15 protein-coding genes are annotated in these 17017 nt (G+C 63.7%); 10 read left to right on the top strand and 5 right to left on the bottom strand.

Features of this window, described 5'->3' with window-relative positions; all coding sequences use genetic code 11:
* Positions 1 to 105: 105 nt before the first annotated feature.
* The gene (ettA, locus tag O1Y97_RS12420) at positions 106 to 1755 is read right to left on the bottom strand and encodes an energy-dependent translational throttle protein EttA (protein WP_108607598.1); all 1650 of its coding nucleotides are present in this window, start codon (positions 1753 to 1755) and stop codon (positions 106 to 108) included.
* Between the two features lie 308 nt (positions 1756 to 2063).
* Between ettA and O1Y97_RS12415 the strand changes: the two genes are divergently transcribed.
* Positions 2064 to 3332: a DUF2778 domain-containing protein gene (locus O1Y97_RS12415; RefSeq protein WP_318761226.1), complete on the top strand. Its 1269-nt coding sequence runs from the start codon at positions 2064 to 2066 to the stop codon at positions 3330 to 3332.
* A 105-nt stretch (positions 3333 to 3437) separates the two neighbouring features.
* A complete protein-coding gene (locus tag O1Y97_RS12410) occupies positions 3438 to 4355 on the top strand; it encodes a cation diffusion facilitator family transporter (protein ID WP_318761225.1) in 918 nt (305 codons plus the stop codon).
* A 1-nt stretch (position 4356) separates the two neighbouring features.
* On the opposite strand, the gene O1Y97_RS12405 is transcribed toward O1Y97_RS12410, so the two are convergent.
* The gene (locus O1Y97_RS12405) at positions 4357 to 5244 is read right to left on the bottom strand and encodes a LysR substrate-binding domain-containing protein (RefSeq protein ID WP_318761224.1); all 888 of its coding nucleotides are present in this window, start codon (positions 5242 to 5244) and stop codon (positions 4357 to 4359) included.
* Positions 5245 to 5634: 390 nt separating this feature from the next.
* Here O1Y97_RS12405 and O1Y97_RS12400 point away from each other — a divergent pair, with 390 nt between their 5' ends.
* A complete protein-coding gene (locus O1Y97_RS12400; RefSeq protein ID WP_318761223.1) occupies positions 5635 to 6594 on the top strand; it encodes an LLM class oxidoreductase in 960 nt (319 codons plus the stop codon).
* Positions 6595 to 6617: 23 nt separating this feature from the next.
* A complete protein-coding gene (locus O1Y97_RS12395) occupies positions 6618 to 7094 on the top strand; it encodes a flavin reductase family protein (RefSeq protein WP_318761222.1) in 477 nt (158 codons plus the stop codon).
* 85 nt (positions 7095 to 7179) lie between these two features.
* On the opposite strand, the gene O1Y97_RS12390 is transcribed toward O1Y97_RS12395, so the two are convergent.
* Together O1Y97_RS12390 and O1Y97_RS12385 are read right to left on the bottom strand one after the other, a co-directional pair.
* A complete protein-coding gene (locus O1Y97_RS12390; RefSeq protein WP_108607593.1) occupies positions 7180 to 7941 on the bottom strand; it encodes an ABC transporter permease in 762 nt (253 codons plus the stop codon).
* Positions 7938 to 8864, bottom strand: a complete 927-nt coding sequence (locus O1Y97_RS12385; RefSeq protein ID WP_318761221.1) for an ABC transporter ATP-binding protein — start codon at positions 8862 to 8864, stop codon at positions 7938 to 7940. The genes O1Y97_RS12390 and O1Y97_RS12385 overlap by 4 nt, the downstream gene beginning before the upstream one ends.
* Positions 8865 to 9071: 207 nt before the next feature.
* Here O1Y97_RS12385 and O1Y97_RS12380 point away from each other — a divergent pair, with 207 nt between their 5' ends.
* The 6 genes from O1Y97_RS12380 (at position 9072) to O1Y97_RS12355 (ending at position 15780) form a co-directional block, all read left to right on the top strand.
* Positions 9072 to 10004, top strand: coding sequence for an alpha/beta fold hydrolase (locus O1Y97_RS12380; RefSeq protein ID WP_318761220.1), 933 nt, complete (start codon positions 9072 to 9074; stop codon positions 10002 to 10004).
* Positions 10005 to 10092: 88 nt separating this feature from the next.
* The gene (locus O1Y97_RS12375; protein ID WP_318761219.1) at positions 10093 to 11268 is read left to right on the top strand and encodes a CaiB/BaiF CoA transferase family protein; all 1176 of its coding nucleotides are present in this window, start codon (positions 10093 to 10095) and stop codon (positions 11266 to 11268) included.
* The gene (locus O1Y97_RS12370) at positions 11265 to 12914 is read left to right on the top strand and encodes a thiamine pyrophosphate-binding protein (protein WP_318761218.1); all 1650 of its coding nucleotides are present in this window, start codon (positions 11265 to 11267) and stop codon (positions 12912 to 12914) included. The genes O1Y97_RS12375 and O1Y97_RS12370 overlap by 4 nt, the downstream gene beginning before the upstream one ends.
* Before the next feature lie 129 nt (positions 12915 to 13043).
* Entirely contained in the window at positions 13044 to 13760 is a 717-nt protein-coding gene (locus O1Y97_RS12365) for a glycosyltransferase family 2 protein (RefSeq protein WP_318761217.1), read from the top strand.
* A complete protein-coding gene (locus tag O1Y97_RS12360; RefSeq protein ID WP_318761216.1) occupies positions 13757 to 14086 on the top strand; it encodes a lipid-A-disaccharide synthase N-terminal domain-containing protein in 330 nt (109 codons plus the stop codon). Before O1Y97_RS12365 ends, O1Y97_RS12360 begins: the two co-directional genes overlap by 4 nt.
* A 5-nt stretch (positions 14087 to 14091) precedes the next feature.
* Entirely contained in the window at positions 14092 to 15780 is a 1689-nt protein-coding gene (locus tag O1Y97_RS12355) for an ArnT family glycosyltransferase (protein WP_318761215.1), read from the top strand.
* Between the two features lie 243 nt (positions 15781 to 16023).
* Here the strand turns inward: O1Y97_RS12355 and O1Y97_RS12350 are convergent, their stop codons facing one another.
* Complete coding sequence (locus O1Y97_RS12350; protein WP_108607586.1) at positions 16024 to 16998, bottom strand: ABC transporter substrate-binding protein; 975 nt, start codon at positions 16996 to 16998, stop codon at positions 16024 to 16026.
* Positions 16999 to 17017 lie beyond the last annotated feature (19 nt).

Here is a 17017-nt window from a genome sequence, read left to right as displayed (position 1 = left end):
TATGCACTCTACGCCACACTGACTGGTTCGAATATGGCCCGAAGTGACTAGGAGCCCGAATGACAAACGCCCCGCTCTGGGCGGGGCGTTTGGGATTCAGGGACCTTAGCGCGTCAGGCGCTTGTGGCTCATCCGGTGCGGGTTGGCCGCATCGGCGCCAAGGCGGCGGATCTTGTCCTTCTCGTATTCCTCGAAGTTGCCTTCGAACCACTCGACATGCGCGTCGCCTTCATAGGCCAGCATGTGGGTAGCCATGCGATCGAGGAACATACGATCGTGGGAGATGATGACGGCGCAGCCGGCATAAGCTTCGAGTGCATCTTCGAGCGCGCCCAGCGTTTCGGTGTCGAGATCGTTGGTCGGTTCGTCGAGGAGCAGAACGTTGCCACCGTTCTTCAACATCTTGGCAAGGTGGACGCGGTTGCGCTGACCACCCGACAGGTTGCCGACGCGCTGCTGCTGGTCGCCGCCGCGGAAGTTGAACGACGAGCAATAGGCGCGGCTGTTCACTTCATGCTTGCCGAGCTTGATGACTTCGGCACCGCCGGAGATCTCTTCCCACACGGTCTTGGTCGGGTCGAGCGCGTCGCGGCTCTGGTCGACATAGCCGAGCTTGACGGTCTCGCCGACACGGATCGAGCCGCTATCGGGCGTTTCCTGGCCGGTGATCATCCTGAACAGCGTGGTCTTGCCGGCGCCGTTCGGGCCGATGACGCCGACGATGCCGCCGGGCGGCAGCTTGAAGTTCAGGTTTTCGATCAGCAGTTCGTCGCCGTAGCCCTTGTTCACGCTATCGACCTCGATCACCACGTTGCCGAGGCGTTCGCCAGCCGGAATGACGATCTGCGTGTCGGTCGGACGACGCTGATCCGCCTTCTCCACCAGTTCCTCATAGGCCTTGATACGCGCCTTGGACTTGGTCTGGCGTGCCTTGGGCGAGGATGCGATCCACTCGCGTTCGCGCCAGATCGCCTTCTGGCGGGAATCGTCCTCGCGGCCTTCCTGGATCAGGCGCTTGGCCTTGGCGTCGAGATACTTGGTGTAGTTGCCCTCATAGGGGATGCCGCGGCCGCGATCGAGTTCCAGGATCCAGCCGGTCACGTTGTCGAGGAAGTAGCGATCGTGGGTGATGATCAGCACCGAGCCCGGATAGTCGCGCAGGTGCTTTTCCAGCCACGCCGTGGTCTCGGCATCGAGATGGTTGGTCGGTTCGTCGAGCAGCAGGAGGTCAGGCTGTTCGAGCAGCAGGCGGCACAGCGCGATGCGGCGGCGTTCGCCACCCGACAGCTGGGTCACTTCGGAGTCGGCGGGCGGGCACTGCAGCGCGTCCATCGCCATCTCGACCTGCTGTTCCAGGTCCCACAGGTTGAGACGGTCCATCTCGTCCTGCAGCTTGGCGCCCTCGTCGGCGGTCTCGTCCGAGTAGTTCATCATCAGCTCGTTATAGCGCTCGATGATGGCGGTCTTCTTGGAAACGCCGTCCATGACGTTTTCGAACACGGTCTTGGCAGGATCGAGATGCGGCTCCTGCGCCAGGTAGCCGACGGTCGCACCATCAGCCAGCCACGCCTCGCCCGACCATTCCTTGTCGAGGCCGGCCATGATCTTGAGCACGGTCGACTTGCCGGCGCCGTTCGGGCCCAGGATGCCGATCTTGGCGTCGGGGTAGAACGACAGGTTGAGATTATCCAGCACCTTCTTGGTGCCGTAGGACTTGGTCAGTCCCGACATGTGATAGATGAACTGGCGTGCCACGCGCGCGTATCCTGCTTCTCAAGTGATAGGAGTTGGGCGCTATGTAGGCCATCCCACCCCAAACGGCAAATGCTTTTGGGTGAGCCAAATCAGCGCCAACAGACGCTCCCGGAGCGTCGTCGCAGCCGCAAAGCAAAATTTAACCATATTTGTCCATCCTTTCTCCATCGTTCTGTCGAGTTGGGGACATTCCGGAAATCACGCACTGCGGTCGCTCGCCGGCCGTAGACGTTGCGGGACAACTGGTCTGCTACGCGTTAGTGAGTAAAACCGTTCGTTTCCGGCCTTTGCGCCGTCTTTTGCGTCCATTGCTGATCGCTTCCCTTGGCACCGCTTTTGCCGGCGTAACCGCGTGGTCGATGGCCGGCATGGTGGCGATGGGCAATGTCAGCGCCTTCGATGCGACCCACTTTGCGCCCAAGCCACCGGTCCAGGCGGTCAAGGTCCCCAAGGCGCGTCTGACGGCCTATGTCAGTACCGACAAGGCTTCGCGGCTGACCGCACCAAGGCAGAGGCCCGTTATCGCCAACGCCGCGCAGCCCGTTGTGACCGCGAGCCTGGTTTCTGGCTCAGGCAAATCCGCCCGGCATGTCGATGTTGCAGCTATTGCACCCGCAAGCCATTCCGCCCGCTTCGACACCATCGCCAGGCAGGCCGACCTCAGCTCGAAAAAGCTCGCCAGCCTGTTCGGCTCGGCCGATGCGGCCGCGCCGCAACGCCTCGCCGCGGACACGGCAACGTCCAACCCGGATGTGTCGCTGCCCGCCTCGACGACGCAGCACCCGACGATCCTCGCTTATGCCGATCCGTCGCCGGGCGCCGCCGCCGACACGGCGCTGTCGACCTTGCTGACGGGCCCCACCGATGAGGAACGCACCGCGGCGCAGGCTGAAGCGGAAGCAGCCGCCCTGCCCGACTATGCCGAAACCCCTTCTGCGCCCCCCCGGCCCGAACTTCGCCCGGAAGCAACCACCCGGCCCGCCGACGCCGGCAAGCCGGACGCTGGCGAGGCCGCTGAGCCGAGGGCAGCCGACAAGCGCGAAACGCAGAAGCCTCAGAAGCTCGCTTATGCCCGTCCGGAAATCCCGGAAGACAAGCCAGGCAGCACCCTTGGCCAGTCGTTGCGTAACATGTTCGGCGGCAAGACCAGGGCCGGCAACGGCGTCGCCGTCTACGACATCAGCGCCGCCAAGGTCTACATGCCCGACGGCAGCGTGCTCGAGGCCCATTCCGGCATCGGCAACATGGCCGACAATCCGCGCTACACCCATGTCAAGATGAACGGCCCGACCCCGCCGCATACCTACAATCTCAGGATGCGTGAAAAGCGCTTCCATGGCGTCGAGGCGATCCGCATGCTGCCTGTCGATGGCAAGAACAAATTCGGCCGCGATGGCTTCTTGACCCATAGCTACCTGCTGCGCGGCGGCCGCGAGGAGTCGCATGGCTGCGTTGCTTTCGCCGACTACAAGCGTTTCCTCACTGCCTTCAAGCAGGGCAAGGTCAAGCAGATCATCGTCGTGCCGAGCGGTGGGCGCGAAAGCTTCCGCCTTGCCTCGAACGGCAAGTCCATCTGACGGGCAAGCCAATCCGGGGCCGCGGGTGCTTTCGCCAAGGCAATGAGCCGCCGCCGCTGCCACAGTCGATAGACATCGCGGCAGCGCCATTCCATAACCGGCGACATGCTCAGCGAAACGAAAGTCCTTCGAATTTCCATCGCCGTGACCTTCGTCGTCGCGGTTTTCGGCATTGTCTTCGGCGTCTTGAGCGGTTCGTCCTCGATCGCTTTCGATGGCGCCTATTCCCTTGCCGATGCGACCATGACGATCCTGGCGCTGATCGTCGCGCGGCTCATCACCAGCAATGCCAACCACAACCGCCGGCTGCACAAACGCTTTTCGCTCGGCTTCTGGCACCTTGAGCCCATTGTTTTGGGCATGAACGGCATCGTCTTGATGAGCGTGTCCATCTACGCCCTGATCAACGCCATCGCCAACCTGCTGGCCGGCGGCCGCCAGCTCGAGTTCGACTTCGCCATCGTCTATGCAGCGGTGACGCTCGCCGCCTGCCTGACCATGGCGTTCATCGGCAGCCGCGCCAACCGGACGATCCAGTCCGACTTCGTCACCCTCGACGTCACCGCGTGGATGATGTCCGGCGGCATCACCGCAGCGCTGCTGGTTGCCTTCATCGGCGGCAGTCTGGTCGAGGGCACCGAACTGAGTTGGGTCGCACCCTATGTCGACCCGGCCGTGCTGGCGCTGGTCTGCCTGATCATCATCCCGATGCCCATCGCCACCGTCCGCCAGGCATTTTCCGACATTCTGCTGATCACGCCGGAAACGCTCAAGACGCATGTCGACGAGGTCGCCCGCGCAACCGTGAAGAAACACGGTTTCGTTTCCTATCGCGCTTATGTCGCCAAGGTCGGCCGTTTGACGCAGGTCGAGCTTTACTTCATCGTGCCGCCCGGCCTGCCCGCGAAAACCATCGAGGAATGGGACCGGCTGCGCGACGAGATAGGCGACGCCCTTGGCGATGAAGGCCCTGATCGTTGGCTGACCATTGCCTTCACCGCCGACAAGGAATGGGCGGAGTAACTCAGCCTGCTTGCGCCTCTTCCATGAGCCAGGCAACGAAGCGCGCGATCGCGGGGAGTTCGGCGACATGCGGCAAGGTGACGGCATAATAGGCGAATGCGGTTGGCCATGGGCGCTCGATGGCGACAGCGAGCCGGCCGGAGGCGATCTCTTCCTTGGCATAGATGTCACGAATGAGCGCGATGCCCTGCCCGGCTTCAGCCGCGCGGATCAGCAGAAAATCATCGTCGAATGAAGGCCCGCGTTCGATGCGCGCATCGCCTTCGATCCCCATTGCCTTGAGCCAGAGCCGCCAGTCGGCCCTGTCCGAGTCCTGCAGAAGGGGGTAGGCAAGACAGTCGCCAGGCTCCTTTATTCGAGGTCCGCCGACCAGCAGCGCAGGGCTCGCCACCGGTATCAGTTCGGGCGCCATCAGATGGATGGCATCGAGGCCGGGATAGTCGCCAAGCCCGTGGCGGATTGCGATATCCACCCTTCCCTTGCGCAGATCCACCAGTTCGGATGATGCCTCGACCCGGACCTCGATCTCAGGGTGCCGGCTAGTAAACCGGCCGAGACGAGGAACGAGCCAGGATGCCGCGAAGGATGGCACGGTGCAGATGGTGATCGATTGCGCAGCATTTCTGGCCTCGAGCAGGTCAAGGCCATGTTCGATCTGGTCGAAGGCACGCAGGACTGCCGGATGGACGCTTGCGCCGACTTCCGTCAACTCGACGCCGTATCGTGTTCGCGAAAACAGCGGCGCGCCAGTGCGCTCCTCGATCAACCTCAATTGTTGGCTCACCGCGCCGGAAGTCACCCCCATCGCTTCAGCCGCACGCTTGATGCTGCCGTGGCGTCCGGTTTCGGCAAAGGCCCGTAGTGCCAGCAAAGGGAGAACCCTGCCCATGAGAGACGTCCGATCCAGATATGAAATGAGCTAAACTCTATTGAGGCGCCGTCCTCATCGTCGATTACCTTGGGGCGCGGCATGCATCCATATTTCATATAGAGAGATTCACGGCAATTCGCCATGGTGAAGCCCCTTTAGAAGTTAGCTGAACTACCTTCTTGAACGAGAATTCATCGTTTCCCTCACTTGTCCGGGTTTCGTAGCGTGCTGCCAGGTTAGCGCTGCAAAAGCGCAAGCTCCCACTGCCGGGCCTCCGCCAGGCTCGGGAAAGAACCCACGACAAGGAAACTTCTGCCTATGAACATCGCCGCCCCCCGAACAGATCGTTCGACCTCCCATTCCGGCGCATCCAGTGAAGCTTTTGCCGGGCACCCCGGCTATCGGCGCATGTTCGCTCCGAACCGGCTGACCGTCGGCATCTTTCTGCCCTTGCGCTTCTATGAGGGCGACATGGCTGTCCTGGAAGGCCAGGCTGAACTGGTCGAGGACATCGACCGCCGCGGCTTCGCAAGCATCTGGGTCCGTGACGTGCCGCTTTTCGATCCGGGCTTTGGCGATGCCGGCCAGCTTTTCGACCCCTTCACCTATCTTTCCTATCTGGCGGCGCGGACGCATAAAGTCGCGCTGGCCACGGGAAGCGCCATCTTTTCCCTGCGTCATCCCATCGATCTCGCCAAGGCGGCAACCACGATCGACCACCTTTCCGGCGGCCGTCTCGTGCTGGGAATCGCGTCCGGCGACCGCCCGGCCGAGTTTCCGGCCTACGGCCTGGACATGGACGATCGGGGCAGGCGATTTGCGGAAGCGGTGGCCTATTTCCGGCAACTGATCGCACCCGGCCGGCCGTCCATCAAATCAAGGCTCGGAACGATGACAGGCATCGACTTCCTGCCCAAGCCGCCGGTAGGTCGTATTCCGCTGATCGTCACCGGATCCAGCCGGCAGACGCCGGCATGGGTTGCCGAACATGCCGATGGCTGGCTGACCTACCCGCAGCCCACCCACATAGCGGAGGGCCCGAAGCGGCTGGCGAAGAACATTCGCGCTTGGCGGGACCAGATTCCGGATGGTGGCTTTCGCCCGCATATGACCAACGAGTGGCTCGATCTCTCCGACGACCCCGACTTCCCCCGCACTGCGCTCCGCGGCGGATTCGTGTTGAAGACCGGCCGCAAGGGGCTGATCGACCTGCTCGGCGAATGGCGCGAGGCCGGCGTCAACCACGCAGCGCTGGGGATGCAGTTTTCCGGCCGCCCGGCCGGCGAGATCATCCAGGAGCTTGCCGAGGAGGTCTTGCCGCACTTCCCGTCGCTGGAGGGGCCCTCGCCGCTTGCTGCAAGATGGTAGGCGTCGCAGAGCGGCCAGCGATATTGCCGCCTGACGCCCTCAAGTCGGCCTTCGCGCAGATACCGACATCTGTTGCAGTCGTCACGACAGGCAGCGGATCGGAGCGCTACGGCGCAACGGTCGGCACGCTGAGCGCACTGTCCCTCGGCCCGCCGATGCTGATGTTCGCGATGAAGCGGACCTCCTGGCTGCTGCAGCGGCTGGAGGCGGGAAGGCCTGTCGGCATCAACGTTCTCGCCGCCCATCAGCATGACATAGCGCGCCGCTTCGCCACGCCGGGCATAGACCGGTTCGGCGACACACGATGGTGCGAGGAGCACGCGCTTCCCCGCATCGACGAGACGCTGTTGTGGATTGCGGCCCGCGTCCGCGACCAGCTGCCGCTCGGCGATCACATGCTGGTCACGGCGATCATCGAGCACACCCAGACGGAAGACCTCGCACCGCTGGTATTCTGGCGGCGCGGCTTTTCGACGATCTCGAACGACAGAGGAGTCTGAGTTCGGCTAGGCGTCCTCGCTGCGGCTGCACCGAAAAGTCTTTGGCGTGCAGCCGCATAAGCCAGCCGATTGTTGTCTTCCTAGCCTACGCCTTGATGCGCCAGCCGGTCCTGAATATCCACCAGACCGCAACCAGGCAGGCAACCAGGAACACCAGCGTCATGCCGAGGCTGATGCCGACATTGACGTCCGATATGCCGAAGAAGCTCCAGCGGAAGCCGCTGACCAGATAGACTACCGGGTTGAACAGCGACACGGTGCGCCAGAACGGCGGCAGCATGTCGATGGAATAGAAGCTGCCGCCAAGGAAGGTCAGCGGCGTCACGATCAACATCGGCACCAGCTGCAATTGCTCGAAATTGCCGGCCCAGATGCCGATGATGAAGCCGAACAGGCTGAAGGTGACCGCCGTCAGCACCAGGAACAACAGCATCCAGCCGGGATGCTGGATCTGCAGCGGCACGAACAGCGCGGCGGTCGCAAGGATGATCAGCCCGAGGATGATCGACTTCGACGCTGCCGCCCCGACATAGGAGATGACGATCTCGAGATAGGACACCGGCGCCGACAGCAGCTCGTAGATGGTGCCGACGAATTTCGGGAAATAGATGCCGAACGAGGCATTGGAGATGCTCTGGGTCAAAAGCGACAGCATGATCAGCCCGGGCACGATGAACGCGCCGTAGCTGATGCCGTTGATCTCGCTGATGCGCGAGCCGATGGCAGCACCGAAGACGACGAAATAGAGCGAAGTCGAAATGACGGGCGAAACGATGCTTTGCAGCAGCGTGCGCCAGGTGCGCGCCATTTCGAACAGGTAGATTGCGCGGATCGCGTGAAAATTCATCGCCGTTCACTCACCAGATTGACGAAGATCTCCTCCAGCGAACTCTGGCTGGTCTGAAGGTCCTTGAAGCGGATACCGTTGTCGTTGAGGTCCTTGAGCAGCGCCGTGATGCCGGTTCGTTCACCCTGCGCGTCGTAGGTGTAGACGATTTCGTGGCCGCCGTCGGCCAGCTCCAGGCCGTGGCTGGCGAGCGCCGGCGGCAGGCTGTCGAGCTGGCTCTGCAACTGCAGCTTCAATTGCTTGCGGCCCAGCTTGCGCATCAGCTCGGCCTTCTCCTCGACGAGGATGATCTCGCCCTTGGAGATGACCCCTACCCTGTCGGCCATCTGCTCGGCCTCCTCGATGTAGTGCGTGGTCAGGATGACGGTGACGCCGGTTTCGCGCAGCGAGCGCACCACCTCCCACATGTCGCGCCTCAGCTCGACGTCGACGCCGGCGGTAGGCTCGTCGAGAAACAGGATCTGCGGTTCGTGCGACAGCGCCTTCGCGATCATCACGCGCCGCTTCATGCCGCCCGACAGCGTCATGATCTTGCTGTCCTTTTTCTCCCACAGCGACAGGTCCTTGAGGATCTTCTCGATATGCGCCGGGTTCGCCGGCTTGCCGAACAGGCCGCGGCTGAAGCTGACCGTCGCCCATACGGTTTCGAAGGCGTCGGTGGTCAGTTCCTGCGGCACCAGCCCGATGCGCGAGCGCGCGTCACGGTAATCGCGAACGATGTCGTGCCCATCCGCCAGCACCGTGCCCTCGGTCGGGTTGACGATGCCGCAGATGATGCTGATCAGCGTCGTCTTGCCGGCGCCGTTGGGCCCGAGCAAAGCGAAGATCTCGCCGCGGCTGATGTCGAGATTGATGTTCTTCAGCGCCGAAAAGCCCGACGCATAGGTCTTGGAAAGATTGGAAACGGAAATAATCGGCTGCATGGCGATCATCGCTTGAGATTTGAATGGAAATGAAGGGCAAAACCGGCTGGGGCCACGCCGGCGCTGGGGTTAGCGGAATATATGGGCTGATATCGTGCGAACAAGGGGCACGCCGCCGCCTCCTGACATTGTCGTGTGCACCACCGGCCGCCGCCCTTGACGCGCAAGGGTGGGGCCCTCAACAGTTCCGATCGAGGGGAGACAACAATGCCGTTCGACAGTCGCATTCCGCTCGCATCGCCCACGGGCGCCCATATCAACCTGTTTGTCCGCCGCGCCGAGGCACCTGCCCGGGCGGTGGTTCAGATCAACCACGGCTTGGCCGAACATGCCGCACGCTACGGCCGCTTCGCCGATTTCCTCGCCGCCCATGACTGTCACGTCTACGCCCATGACCATCGCGGCCATGGCGCGACGTCGGCGCCCGATGCGCCTACCGGGCGTTTCGCGGCCAAGGACGGTGTCGACCGCGTCCTGGCCGATGTCGGCGCCGTGCATGACTTCATCGCAGTCCAGCACCCCGATCTGCCGGTTGTGATCGTCGGCCACTCGATGGGTGGGCTGATCGCGCTCAATTTCGTGCTGCGCCATTCCGAACGCGTGGCAGCCGCGGCCATCTGGAACGCCAATTTCTCCGCCGGCATCCTCGGCCGGCTGGCACAGGCCATCCTTGCCTTCGAGCGCTTCCGGCTCGGGTCGGACGTGCCCTCCCGCATCCTGCCCAAGCTGACCTTCGGCGACTGGGCAAAGAAGATCCCCGGCCGCCGTACCGAATTCGACTGGCTCTCGCGCGATCCGGCCGAGGTCGATGCCTACATCGCCGACCCGCTCTGCGGCTGGAACGCCTCGGTGTCGATGTGGATCGACATTTTCGATCTGGTCTTTGCCGGTGCCGACGACGGCAACTTCGCAAGCGTGCGCAAGGACCTGCCGTTCAACCTCATCGGCGGCGCTCACGACCCGGCAACCGATGGCGGCAAGGCGGTCGAGGCGCTGGCTTCGCGCATGCGCCGGATGGGCTTTTCGAATCTCGTTTCAAAGGTTTACGCAGAAACCCGCCACGAAAGCCTGAACGAGGTCAATCGCGATGCCGTCATGGCCGATTTCGCCGGCTGGCTCAACCTGACGTTTCCGCGGTGAACATGCTTGCTGGCCCATCGCAACGTGGTGGCGGGATATCGGGACTCCTGATAGATCGTGGCGCGACCGAAATGATCTCTGGTGCCCCATGAGCAATCCGCCCCTCCACGGCGTCCGCGTCATCGAACTCGCCCGCATTCTCGCCGGCCCCTGGGCCGGACAGTTGCTCGCCGATCTCGGCGCCGACGTCGTCAAGGTGGAAAACCCCGATGGCGGCGACGACACCCGCAAATGGGGCCCGCCCTTCGTCACGTCCCATGACGGCGAGAACCTGTCGGCCGCCTATTATCACGCCTGCAATCGCGGCAAGCGCTCGATCGCGCTCGATTTCTCGACGCCGGAAGGCGCGGACATCGTGCGCAAGCTGGTCGCCGGCGCCGACGTGCTGATCGAGAACTTCAAGCTTGGCGGCCTCAAGAAATACGGTCTCGACTATGACAGCCTGAAGAAGATCAACCCCAGGCTGGTCTATTGCTCGATCACCGGCTTCGGCCAGTCCGGCCCTTATGCGCCGCGCGCCGGCTACGACTTCATCGTCCAGGGCATGTCGGGCCTGATGTCGATCACCGGGCCTGCCGGCGGCGAGCCGCAAAAGGTCGGTGTCGCCGTCACCGACATCTTCACCGGCCTCTATTCGGTCATCGCCATCCAGGCAGCCCTTCGGCATGCCGAGGCCACCGGCCAGGGCCAGCATGTCGACATGGCGCTGTTCGACGCCCAGATGTCGGTGCTCGCCAACCAGAACCTCAACTATCTGGTCTCGGGCAACTCGCCGGTGCAGATGGGCAACGCCCATCCGAACATCTCGCCATACGAGGTGCTGCCGGTGCGCGACGGGCATTTCATCCTCGCCGTCGGCAATGACGGCCAGTTCCAGAAATTCTGCGCCATCGTCGGCCTCGACGATCTCCCCGCCGACCCGCTCTTTGCCACCAATTCGGCCCGCGTCGCCAACCGCGTCGCCTTGCGCGAGAAGATCGTCGCCGCGCTCGCGGCCTTCGACCGCGAAACCCTGCTCGCCCGGCTCGAGGCTTCAGGCGTGCCGGCAAGCCCCATCAACAATATCGGCCAGGCCTTCGCCGATCCGCAGGCGATCGCCCGCGGCATGCGGATGGACCTCGACGATGGCCACGGCAATGCGCTGCCCTCGGTGCGCGCGCCAATGATCATGTCCGAGACACCTCTTTCATATGTCAGACCTTCGCCGCGGCTCGGGGAACACACCGCGGAAATCCTTGCCGAACTGGAGAAGAACGAAAAATGAAGACCGGCGGACAACTGATCGTCGACGCGCTCGAGGCCAACGGCGTCGACCGCATGTATTGCGTGCCGGGCGAATCCTATCTCGCGGTACTCGACGCGCTGCATGATTCCAAGATCCGGAGCATCGTCTGCCGCCAGGAAGGCGGTGCGGCGATGATGGCCGACTGCCATGGCCGCCTCACCGGCAAGCCGGGCATCTGCTTCGTCACCCGTGGCCCTGGCGCCACCAACGCGTCCGCCGGCGTGCACATCGCCATGCAGGATTCCATCCCGATGATCCTGTTCATCGGCCAGGTGGCGAGCCATGCCAAGGAACGCGAGGCCTTCCAGGAGGTCAACTACCGGCGTTTCTTCGGCGATATCGCCAAGTGGGTGGTCGAGATCGACGATGCCGCGCGCATTCCCGAGCTGCTCACCCGTGCCTTCTCCGTCGCCACCTCGGGCCGACCCGGTCCCGTCGTCATCTCGCTGCCCGAGGACATGCTGACCAGCGAGGTCGAGGCCCCGGCCGCCCTGTCCGCCGTCGCGGTCGAAACCCGCCCGGGCGACGAAGAGCTGGCCAAGCTCGAGGCCCTGCTCAACAGCGCCAGGAATCCGTTCGTCATCCTCGGCGGCACGCGCTGGAATGCCGAGGCCGTCGAGCGCATGAAGAAAATCTCTGAAGCCTGGTCGCTGCCCGTCGGCGTCTCCTTCCGCCGCCAGATGCTGTTCGACCATCTCCATGAAAACTACGCCGGTGACGTCGGCATCGGCGTCAACCCGAAGATCGCCAAGGCGATCAAGGAAGCCGACGTGGTGCTGTTGGTCGGCGGCCGCTTCGGCGAGATGCCGTCCTCGGACTACACGCTGATCAAGAGCCCCTATCCCGACCAGAAGCTCGTGCATGTCCATGCCGACGCCGACGAGCTCGGCCGCGTCTACCGCCCGACCGTCGCCATCAATGCCTCGCCAGCAGCCTTCGTCGAGGCATTCGCCAAGCGCAAGCCGGCTACAAAGCCGGCATGGACCGAAAACACCAGGGCGCTGCATGCCGCCTATCTCGAGTGGTCGACCCCGCCGCTCGCCGGCCCGGGTGCGGTCCAGATGGGCCCGATCATGAACTGGCTGGAAAAGGTCCTGCCCGAGGACGCCATCCTCACCAACGGCGCCGGCAATTACGCCACCTGGGTACACCGCTTCCACCGCTTCCGCCGTTTTGCCACCCAGGGCGCACCGACGTCGGGCTCGATGGGCTACGGCACACCGGCAGCGGTTGCAGCCAAGGGCCTGTTCCCCGAGCGCGAGGTCATCGCCTTCGCCGGCGACGGCTGCTTCATGATGAACGGCCAGGAGTTCGCCACCGCCGTGCAATACGGCCTGCCGATCATCGTCATCGTCGTCAACAACGGCATCTACGGCACCATCCGCATGCACCAGGAGCGCGAGTATCCCGGCCGTGTCGAGGCGACCGACCTCAAGAACCCTGATTTCGCAGCGCTTGCCCGTGCCTATGGCGGCCATGGCGAGACGGTGCGCGAGACCGACGAATTCGCGCCCGCCTTCGAGCGCGCCCGTGCCAGCGGCAAGCCGACGATCATCGAGATCAAGCTCGATCCGGAGGCCATCACGCCGACCCGCACGCTGAGCGACATCAGGGACAAGCGCTGATCCCTGCCCCGGGGACAAGGGGGACCCTTGCCTTGGGGAAAGCGCAAGCGTCGTGGCAAATGCGCGGCTTTGATGCTATTGAGGCCGCGCATTTCACCATCCTGACGTAACACTTCCCCAGGCAAGCTGATGATTTCAATCGTCATTCCGTGCAAGAACGAGGCCGAGAACCTGCCGATCCTGGTCGGCGAGGTCCACGACGCCATGGCCGGCCGCGACTACGAGGTCATCGTCGTCGATGACGGCTCGACCGATCGCACGGCCGACGTTCTCGCCGAGCTGGCGCGCAGCGCCGGTCGCCTGCGTCATGTCAGGCACGACCGCTCGGCCGGCCAGAGTGCCGCCGTTCGTTCCGGCGTCTTCGCAGCGCGGGGTAGCATCGTCGTCACCATGGATGGCGACGGCCAGAACGATCCCGCCTACCTGCCCAAGCTCGCCGACGCGCTGATCGCCGCCGGCCCATCGGTCGGCATCGCCGCCGGCCAGCGCCTCAAGCGCACCGACACCAAGCTCAAGCAGCTGTCGTCGCGTTTCGCCAATGGCCTGCGCGAGATGATCCTGCGCGACGGCACGCGCGATTCCGGCTGCGGCCTCAAGGCGTTGCACACCGATCTGTTCCGCCAGCTGCCGTTCTTCGACGGCTGGCATCGTTACCTGCCCGCACTTTCACTGCGCGAGGGCCGCGGCGTCGTCCATGTCGATGTCGTCGACCGCTCGCGCCGCCACGGCAAATCCAATTACGGCATCCTCGATCGCGGCCTGCGCGGCATCCTCGACCTCACGGGCGTGTGGTGGCTGCGTCGCCGCCGCAAGGTCGTGCCATCGGTCACGGAGCTTGGCCAATGAACCTCATTTCCGAACTCGGCACCTGGCTGCACGATGTCTTCGTCGCCCAGTTCAACGGCTGGATCCTGCTCGGCTTCGTCGCCCAGGGCATGTTCACCATGCGTTTCGTCGTGCAATGGCTCGCTTCGGAACGCGCCAAGCGCTCCGTCGTGCCCGTCGCCTTCTGGTTCTTCTCGCTCGGGGGCGGCGCCATGCTGCTGATCTATGCCATCCAGCGCCAGGACCCGGTGTTCATTGCCGGCCAGGGCCTCGGCCTGTTCATCTACATCCGCAATCTCTGGCTGATCGCCAATGAGCGGCGCGCCGCCATGGCCGACACCGAGTAGCGGGCATGCTGGCAACCGGAATCAAAACCACAGAGACCCAGCACAAGTCTTTGTCTTTGTTCAGCTATCTCCTGCTCGCGGCACTCTGCCTGTTTGCCTTTGCGCCGGGCATTTCCACCCTGCCGCCGACTGATCGCGACGAGTCGCGCTTCGTCCAGGCCACCAAGCAGATGGTCGAGAGTGGCGATTATGTCGACATCCGTTTCCAGGACGTGCCGCGCTACAAGAAACCAGCCGGAATCTACTGGCTGCAGTCGGCCGCCGTCCTGGTCAGCGGAAAGGGCAGCGATGCCCCGATATGGGTCTACCGGCTGGTTTCGGTGCTGGCCGGCACCTTCTCGGTCCTTGCCCTCGCCTTCGTCGGCGACCGCATGTTCGGCCGCACGGCAGGCGTCGTTGCCGGCCTCGGCCTCATGGGTATCCTCATGCTCGGCGTCGAGGCACGCATCGCCAAGACCGACGCGACATTGCTCGCCACCGCCCTGCTCGCCCAGGGGGCGCTCGCAGCCGTCTATCTCGGCCACAAGGCCGGCCGGCCGCAGGGCAAAGCCAACTGGCTGTTCTGGATCGCCCACGGCCTTGCCCTGCTGATCAAGGGCCCGGTCATTCCGTTCCTCAGCCTGCTCACGGTCGCCACCATCGCCATCCTCGACCGCGACCGCTCATGGCTGCGCAAGCTCCGCCCCTTCACCGGCATCCTGGTGACGCTGCTCGTCGCAGCTCCGTGGCTGATCCTGATCACCATCAAGACCGGCACCGAATTCTGGCAGGAATCGGTCGGCAAGGACCTGTTGAGCAAGGTCGGCTCGGGCCAGGAATCGCATGGCTTCCCGCCCGGCTACTACTTCCTGACCTATTCGGTGTTCATGTGGCCCTTCGCTTTGGTGGCGCTCGAAGGCGGGCTGAAGGCGCTCAAGCGCTTCCGCGACGACCCCCGGCTGTTGTTCTGCCTCGCCTGGTACCTGCCCTACTGGATCGCCATCGAGCTGATCCCCACCAAGCTGCCGCACTATGCGATGCCGGCCTATCCCGCGCTGCTCCTGCTGATGGCCTGGTCGCTGACCGATCCGTCCGCCGCAGGCATCGAGCTGTCGCGCTGGCAGCTCTGGATCCGCAGGGCGTGCGCCTTTGGCGTCTTCGGCATCAGTGCCGGCCTTGCTGCCATCGCACTGGGCATCACGCCCTATTTCCTCGGCCAGTTCTCCTGGTGGGGCCAGTTGGCCGGTCTGCTTGTTCTGGTTGCCGCTACCCTCGGCGCCGGCATGCCGAGCGACATGTCGCCGCTCAAGCGCACCGGCATTGCCGCGGCTGCTGCTGCCGCAGCCTTCGGCGTGCTGACCCTGAAGGTCCTGCCACCGCTCAAGCCTTTGTGGCTTAGTCCGCAGATTGCCGAGCAGTTCGAGAAACTGAAGCCCTGCACCACCTCGGTGCTCGCTTCCGCCGGCTACAGCGAGCCGAGCCTGGTCTTCCTCGCCGGCACCTCGACCCAGCTTACCAATGGCAAGGGCGCGGCAGCTGCCCTGGCGGCCGATCCCGCATGCGCCATTGCCGTGGTTTCGGCGGCCGAAAGCGAGGCCTTCCTCGCTGCCGTGCCGGGCGGCGCAGCAGCGCTCAGGGAGCGCGGCCGCATCGAAGGCATGAACTATTCCAAGGGCGAGTCGCGCACGCTGACCTTCTACGTGGTGGCGAAGTAGCGGCAGCCCCCTTGCCAGTGGCTTGGGCGTGCGTCCTTTGAGGCTCGCCCATGACAAGTCAGCCCCAAGCCGTCAGCGGTCAGGGCGGGGCTCGCACCTCAGGATGAGGACCGTTGCGCTGACCTCCCTCATCCTGAGGAGCCCGCGAAGCGGGCCTCGAAGGACGCACCTCAAACTCCAACCTCGAAAAAGAAAAAGGGGCGGTTACCCGCCCCCTTTCCAGATCGTCCGGTCATCCAGATCTTATTTGATCGCCTTGTCGGTGATCGTGGACGTCCAGGCGCCCGAAGGCTCCTTGGTGATGATCTTCTGCGCCAAAAGCGCTTCTGCTGTTCGCTTGTAGGCCGCCTCGATCAGCTTGCCGTCGGCATTGTCGATCAGCTTGGCCACTTCGCCCATCATGCGCTTCTGGTGGTTTTCGTCCTGGCCGCCATTGTCGACGACGATGCCGGCTGCCTCGTCAGGATTGTCGACGGCGTATTTCCAGCCCTTCATCGAGGCGCGCACGAAGCGAACCATCTTGTCTTCGAAGGCCGGGTCCTTGAGCTTGTCTTCCATCGCATAGAGGCCGTCTTCGAGCAGGTCGTTGCCCATCTCGGTATAATTGAAGACGGTCAGTTCTTCCGGCTTGAAGCCCGCGTCGATCAGCTGCCAGTATTCATTGTAGGTCATGACCGAGATGCAGTCCGCCTGCTTCTGGATCAGCGGCTGCACGTCGAAGCTCTGCTTCAGCACGGTCACGCCATCGGCGCCGCCCTCGGTCGACAGGCCGAGCTTGTTCATCCAGGCGAAGAACGGATATTCGTTGCCGAAGAACCAGACGCCCAGCGTCTTGCCCTTGAAGTCGGCTTCGGTCTTGACCGGTCCGTCCTTCGGGCAGACCAGCTCCATGCCCGCCTTCTTGTAGGGCTGGGCGATGTTGACCAGGCCGACACCCTTTTCGCGGGCCGCCAGAGCGCCGCCCATCCAGTCGACGATGACATCGGCGCCACCACCGGCGATCACCTGCTCCGGTGCAATGTCAGGGCCGCCCGGCTTGATGTCGACATCGAGGTTTTCCTCGCCGTAGAAGCCCTTTTCCTTGGCGACGTAGTAGCCGGCGAACTGCGACTGCGTCACCCACTTGAGCTGCAGCGTCACCTTGTCGGCGGCAAGTGCCGCCTGCGCGGCGGCCAGCGACATCGCCCCCGCCATCAACGATATCATCAGTCTCTTCATCTTCTTTTTCCCTCTGAAG

The sequence above is a fragment of the Aminobacter niigataensis genome, from assembly GCF_946995915.1.
In the GTDB taxonomy this organism is placed as follows: Bacteria; Pseudomonadota; Alphaproteobacteria; order Rhizobiales; family Rhizobiaceae; genus Aminobacter; species Aminobacter niigataensis.
This window is presented reverse-complemented; position numbering and strand designations above follow the sequence as displayed.

Coding starts and splice junctions, on each gene's coding strand:
- O1Y97_RS12400 (WP_318761223.1), top strand. CDS start 5,635: ATGTTCGCTCCGAACCGGCTGACCGTCGGCATCTTTCTGCCCTTGCGC.
- O1Y97_RS12405 (WP_318761224.1), bottom strand. CDS start 5,244: ATGGGCAGGGTTCTCCCTTTGCTGGCACTACGGGCCTTTGCCGAAACC.
- O1Y97_RS12390 (WP_108607593.1), bottom strand. CDS start 7,941: ATGAATTTTCACGCGATCCGCGCAATCTACCTGTTCGAAATGGCGCGC.
- O1Y97_RS12365 (WP_318761217.1), top strand. CDS start 13,044: ATGATTTCAATCGTCATTCCGTGCAAGAACGAGGCCGAGAACCTGCCG.
- O1Y97_RS12410 (WP_318761225.1), top strand. CDS start 3,438: ATGCTCAGCGAAACGAAAGTCCTTCGAATTTCCATCGCCGTGACCTTC.
- O1Y97_RS12360 (WP_318761216.1), top strand. CDS start 13,757: ATGAACCTCATTTCCGAACTCGGCACCTGGCTGCACGATGTCTTCGTC.
- O1Y97_RS12370 (WP_318761218.1), top strand. CDS start 11,265: ATGAAGACCGGCGGACAACTGATCGTCGACGCGCTCGAGGCCAACGGC.
- O1Y97_RS12375 (WP_318761219.1), top strand. CDS start 10,093: ATGAGCAATCCGCCCCTCCACGGCGTCCGCGTCATCGAACTCGCCCGC.
- O1Y97_RS12355 (WP_318761215.1), top strand. CDS start 14,092: ATGCTGGCAACCGGAATCAAAACCACAGAGACCCAGCACAAGTCTTTG.
- O1Y97_RS12350 (WP_108607586.1), bottom strand. CDS start 16,998: ATGAAGAGACTGATGATATCGTTGATGGCGGGGGCGATGTCGCTGGCC.
- O1Y97_RS12385 (WP_318761221.1), bottom strand. CDS start 8,864: ATGCAGCCGATTATTTCCGTTTCCAATCTTTCCAAGACCTATGCGTCG.
- O1Y97_RS12380 (WP_318761220.1), top strand. CDS start 9,072: ATGCCGTTCGACAGTCGCATTCCGCTCGCATCGCCCACGGGCGCCCAT.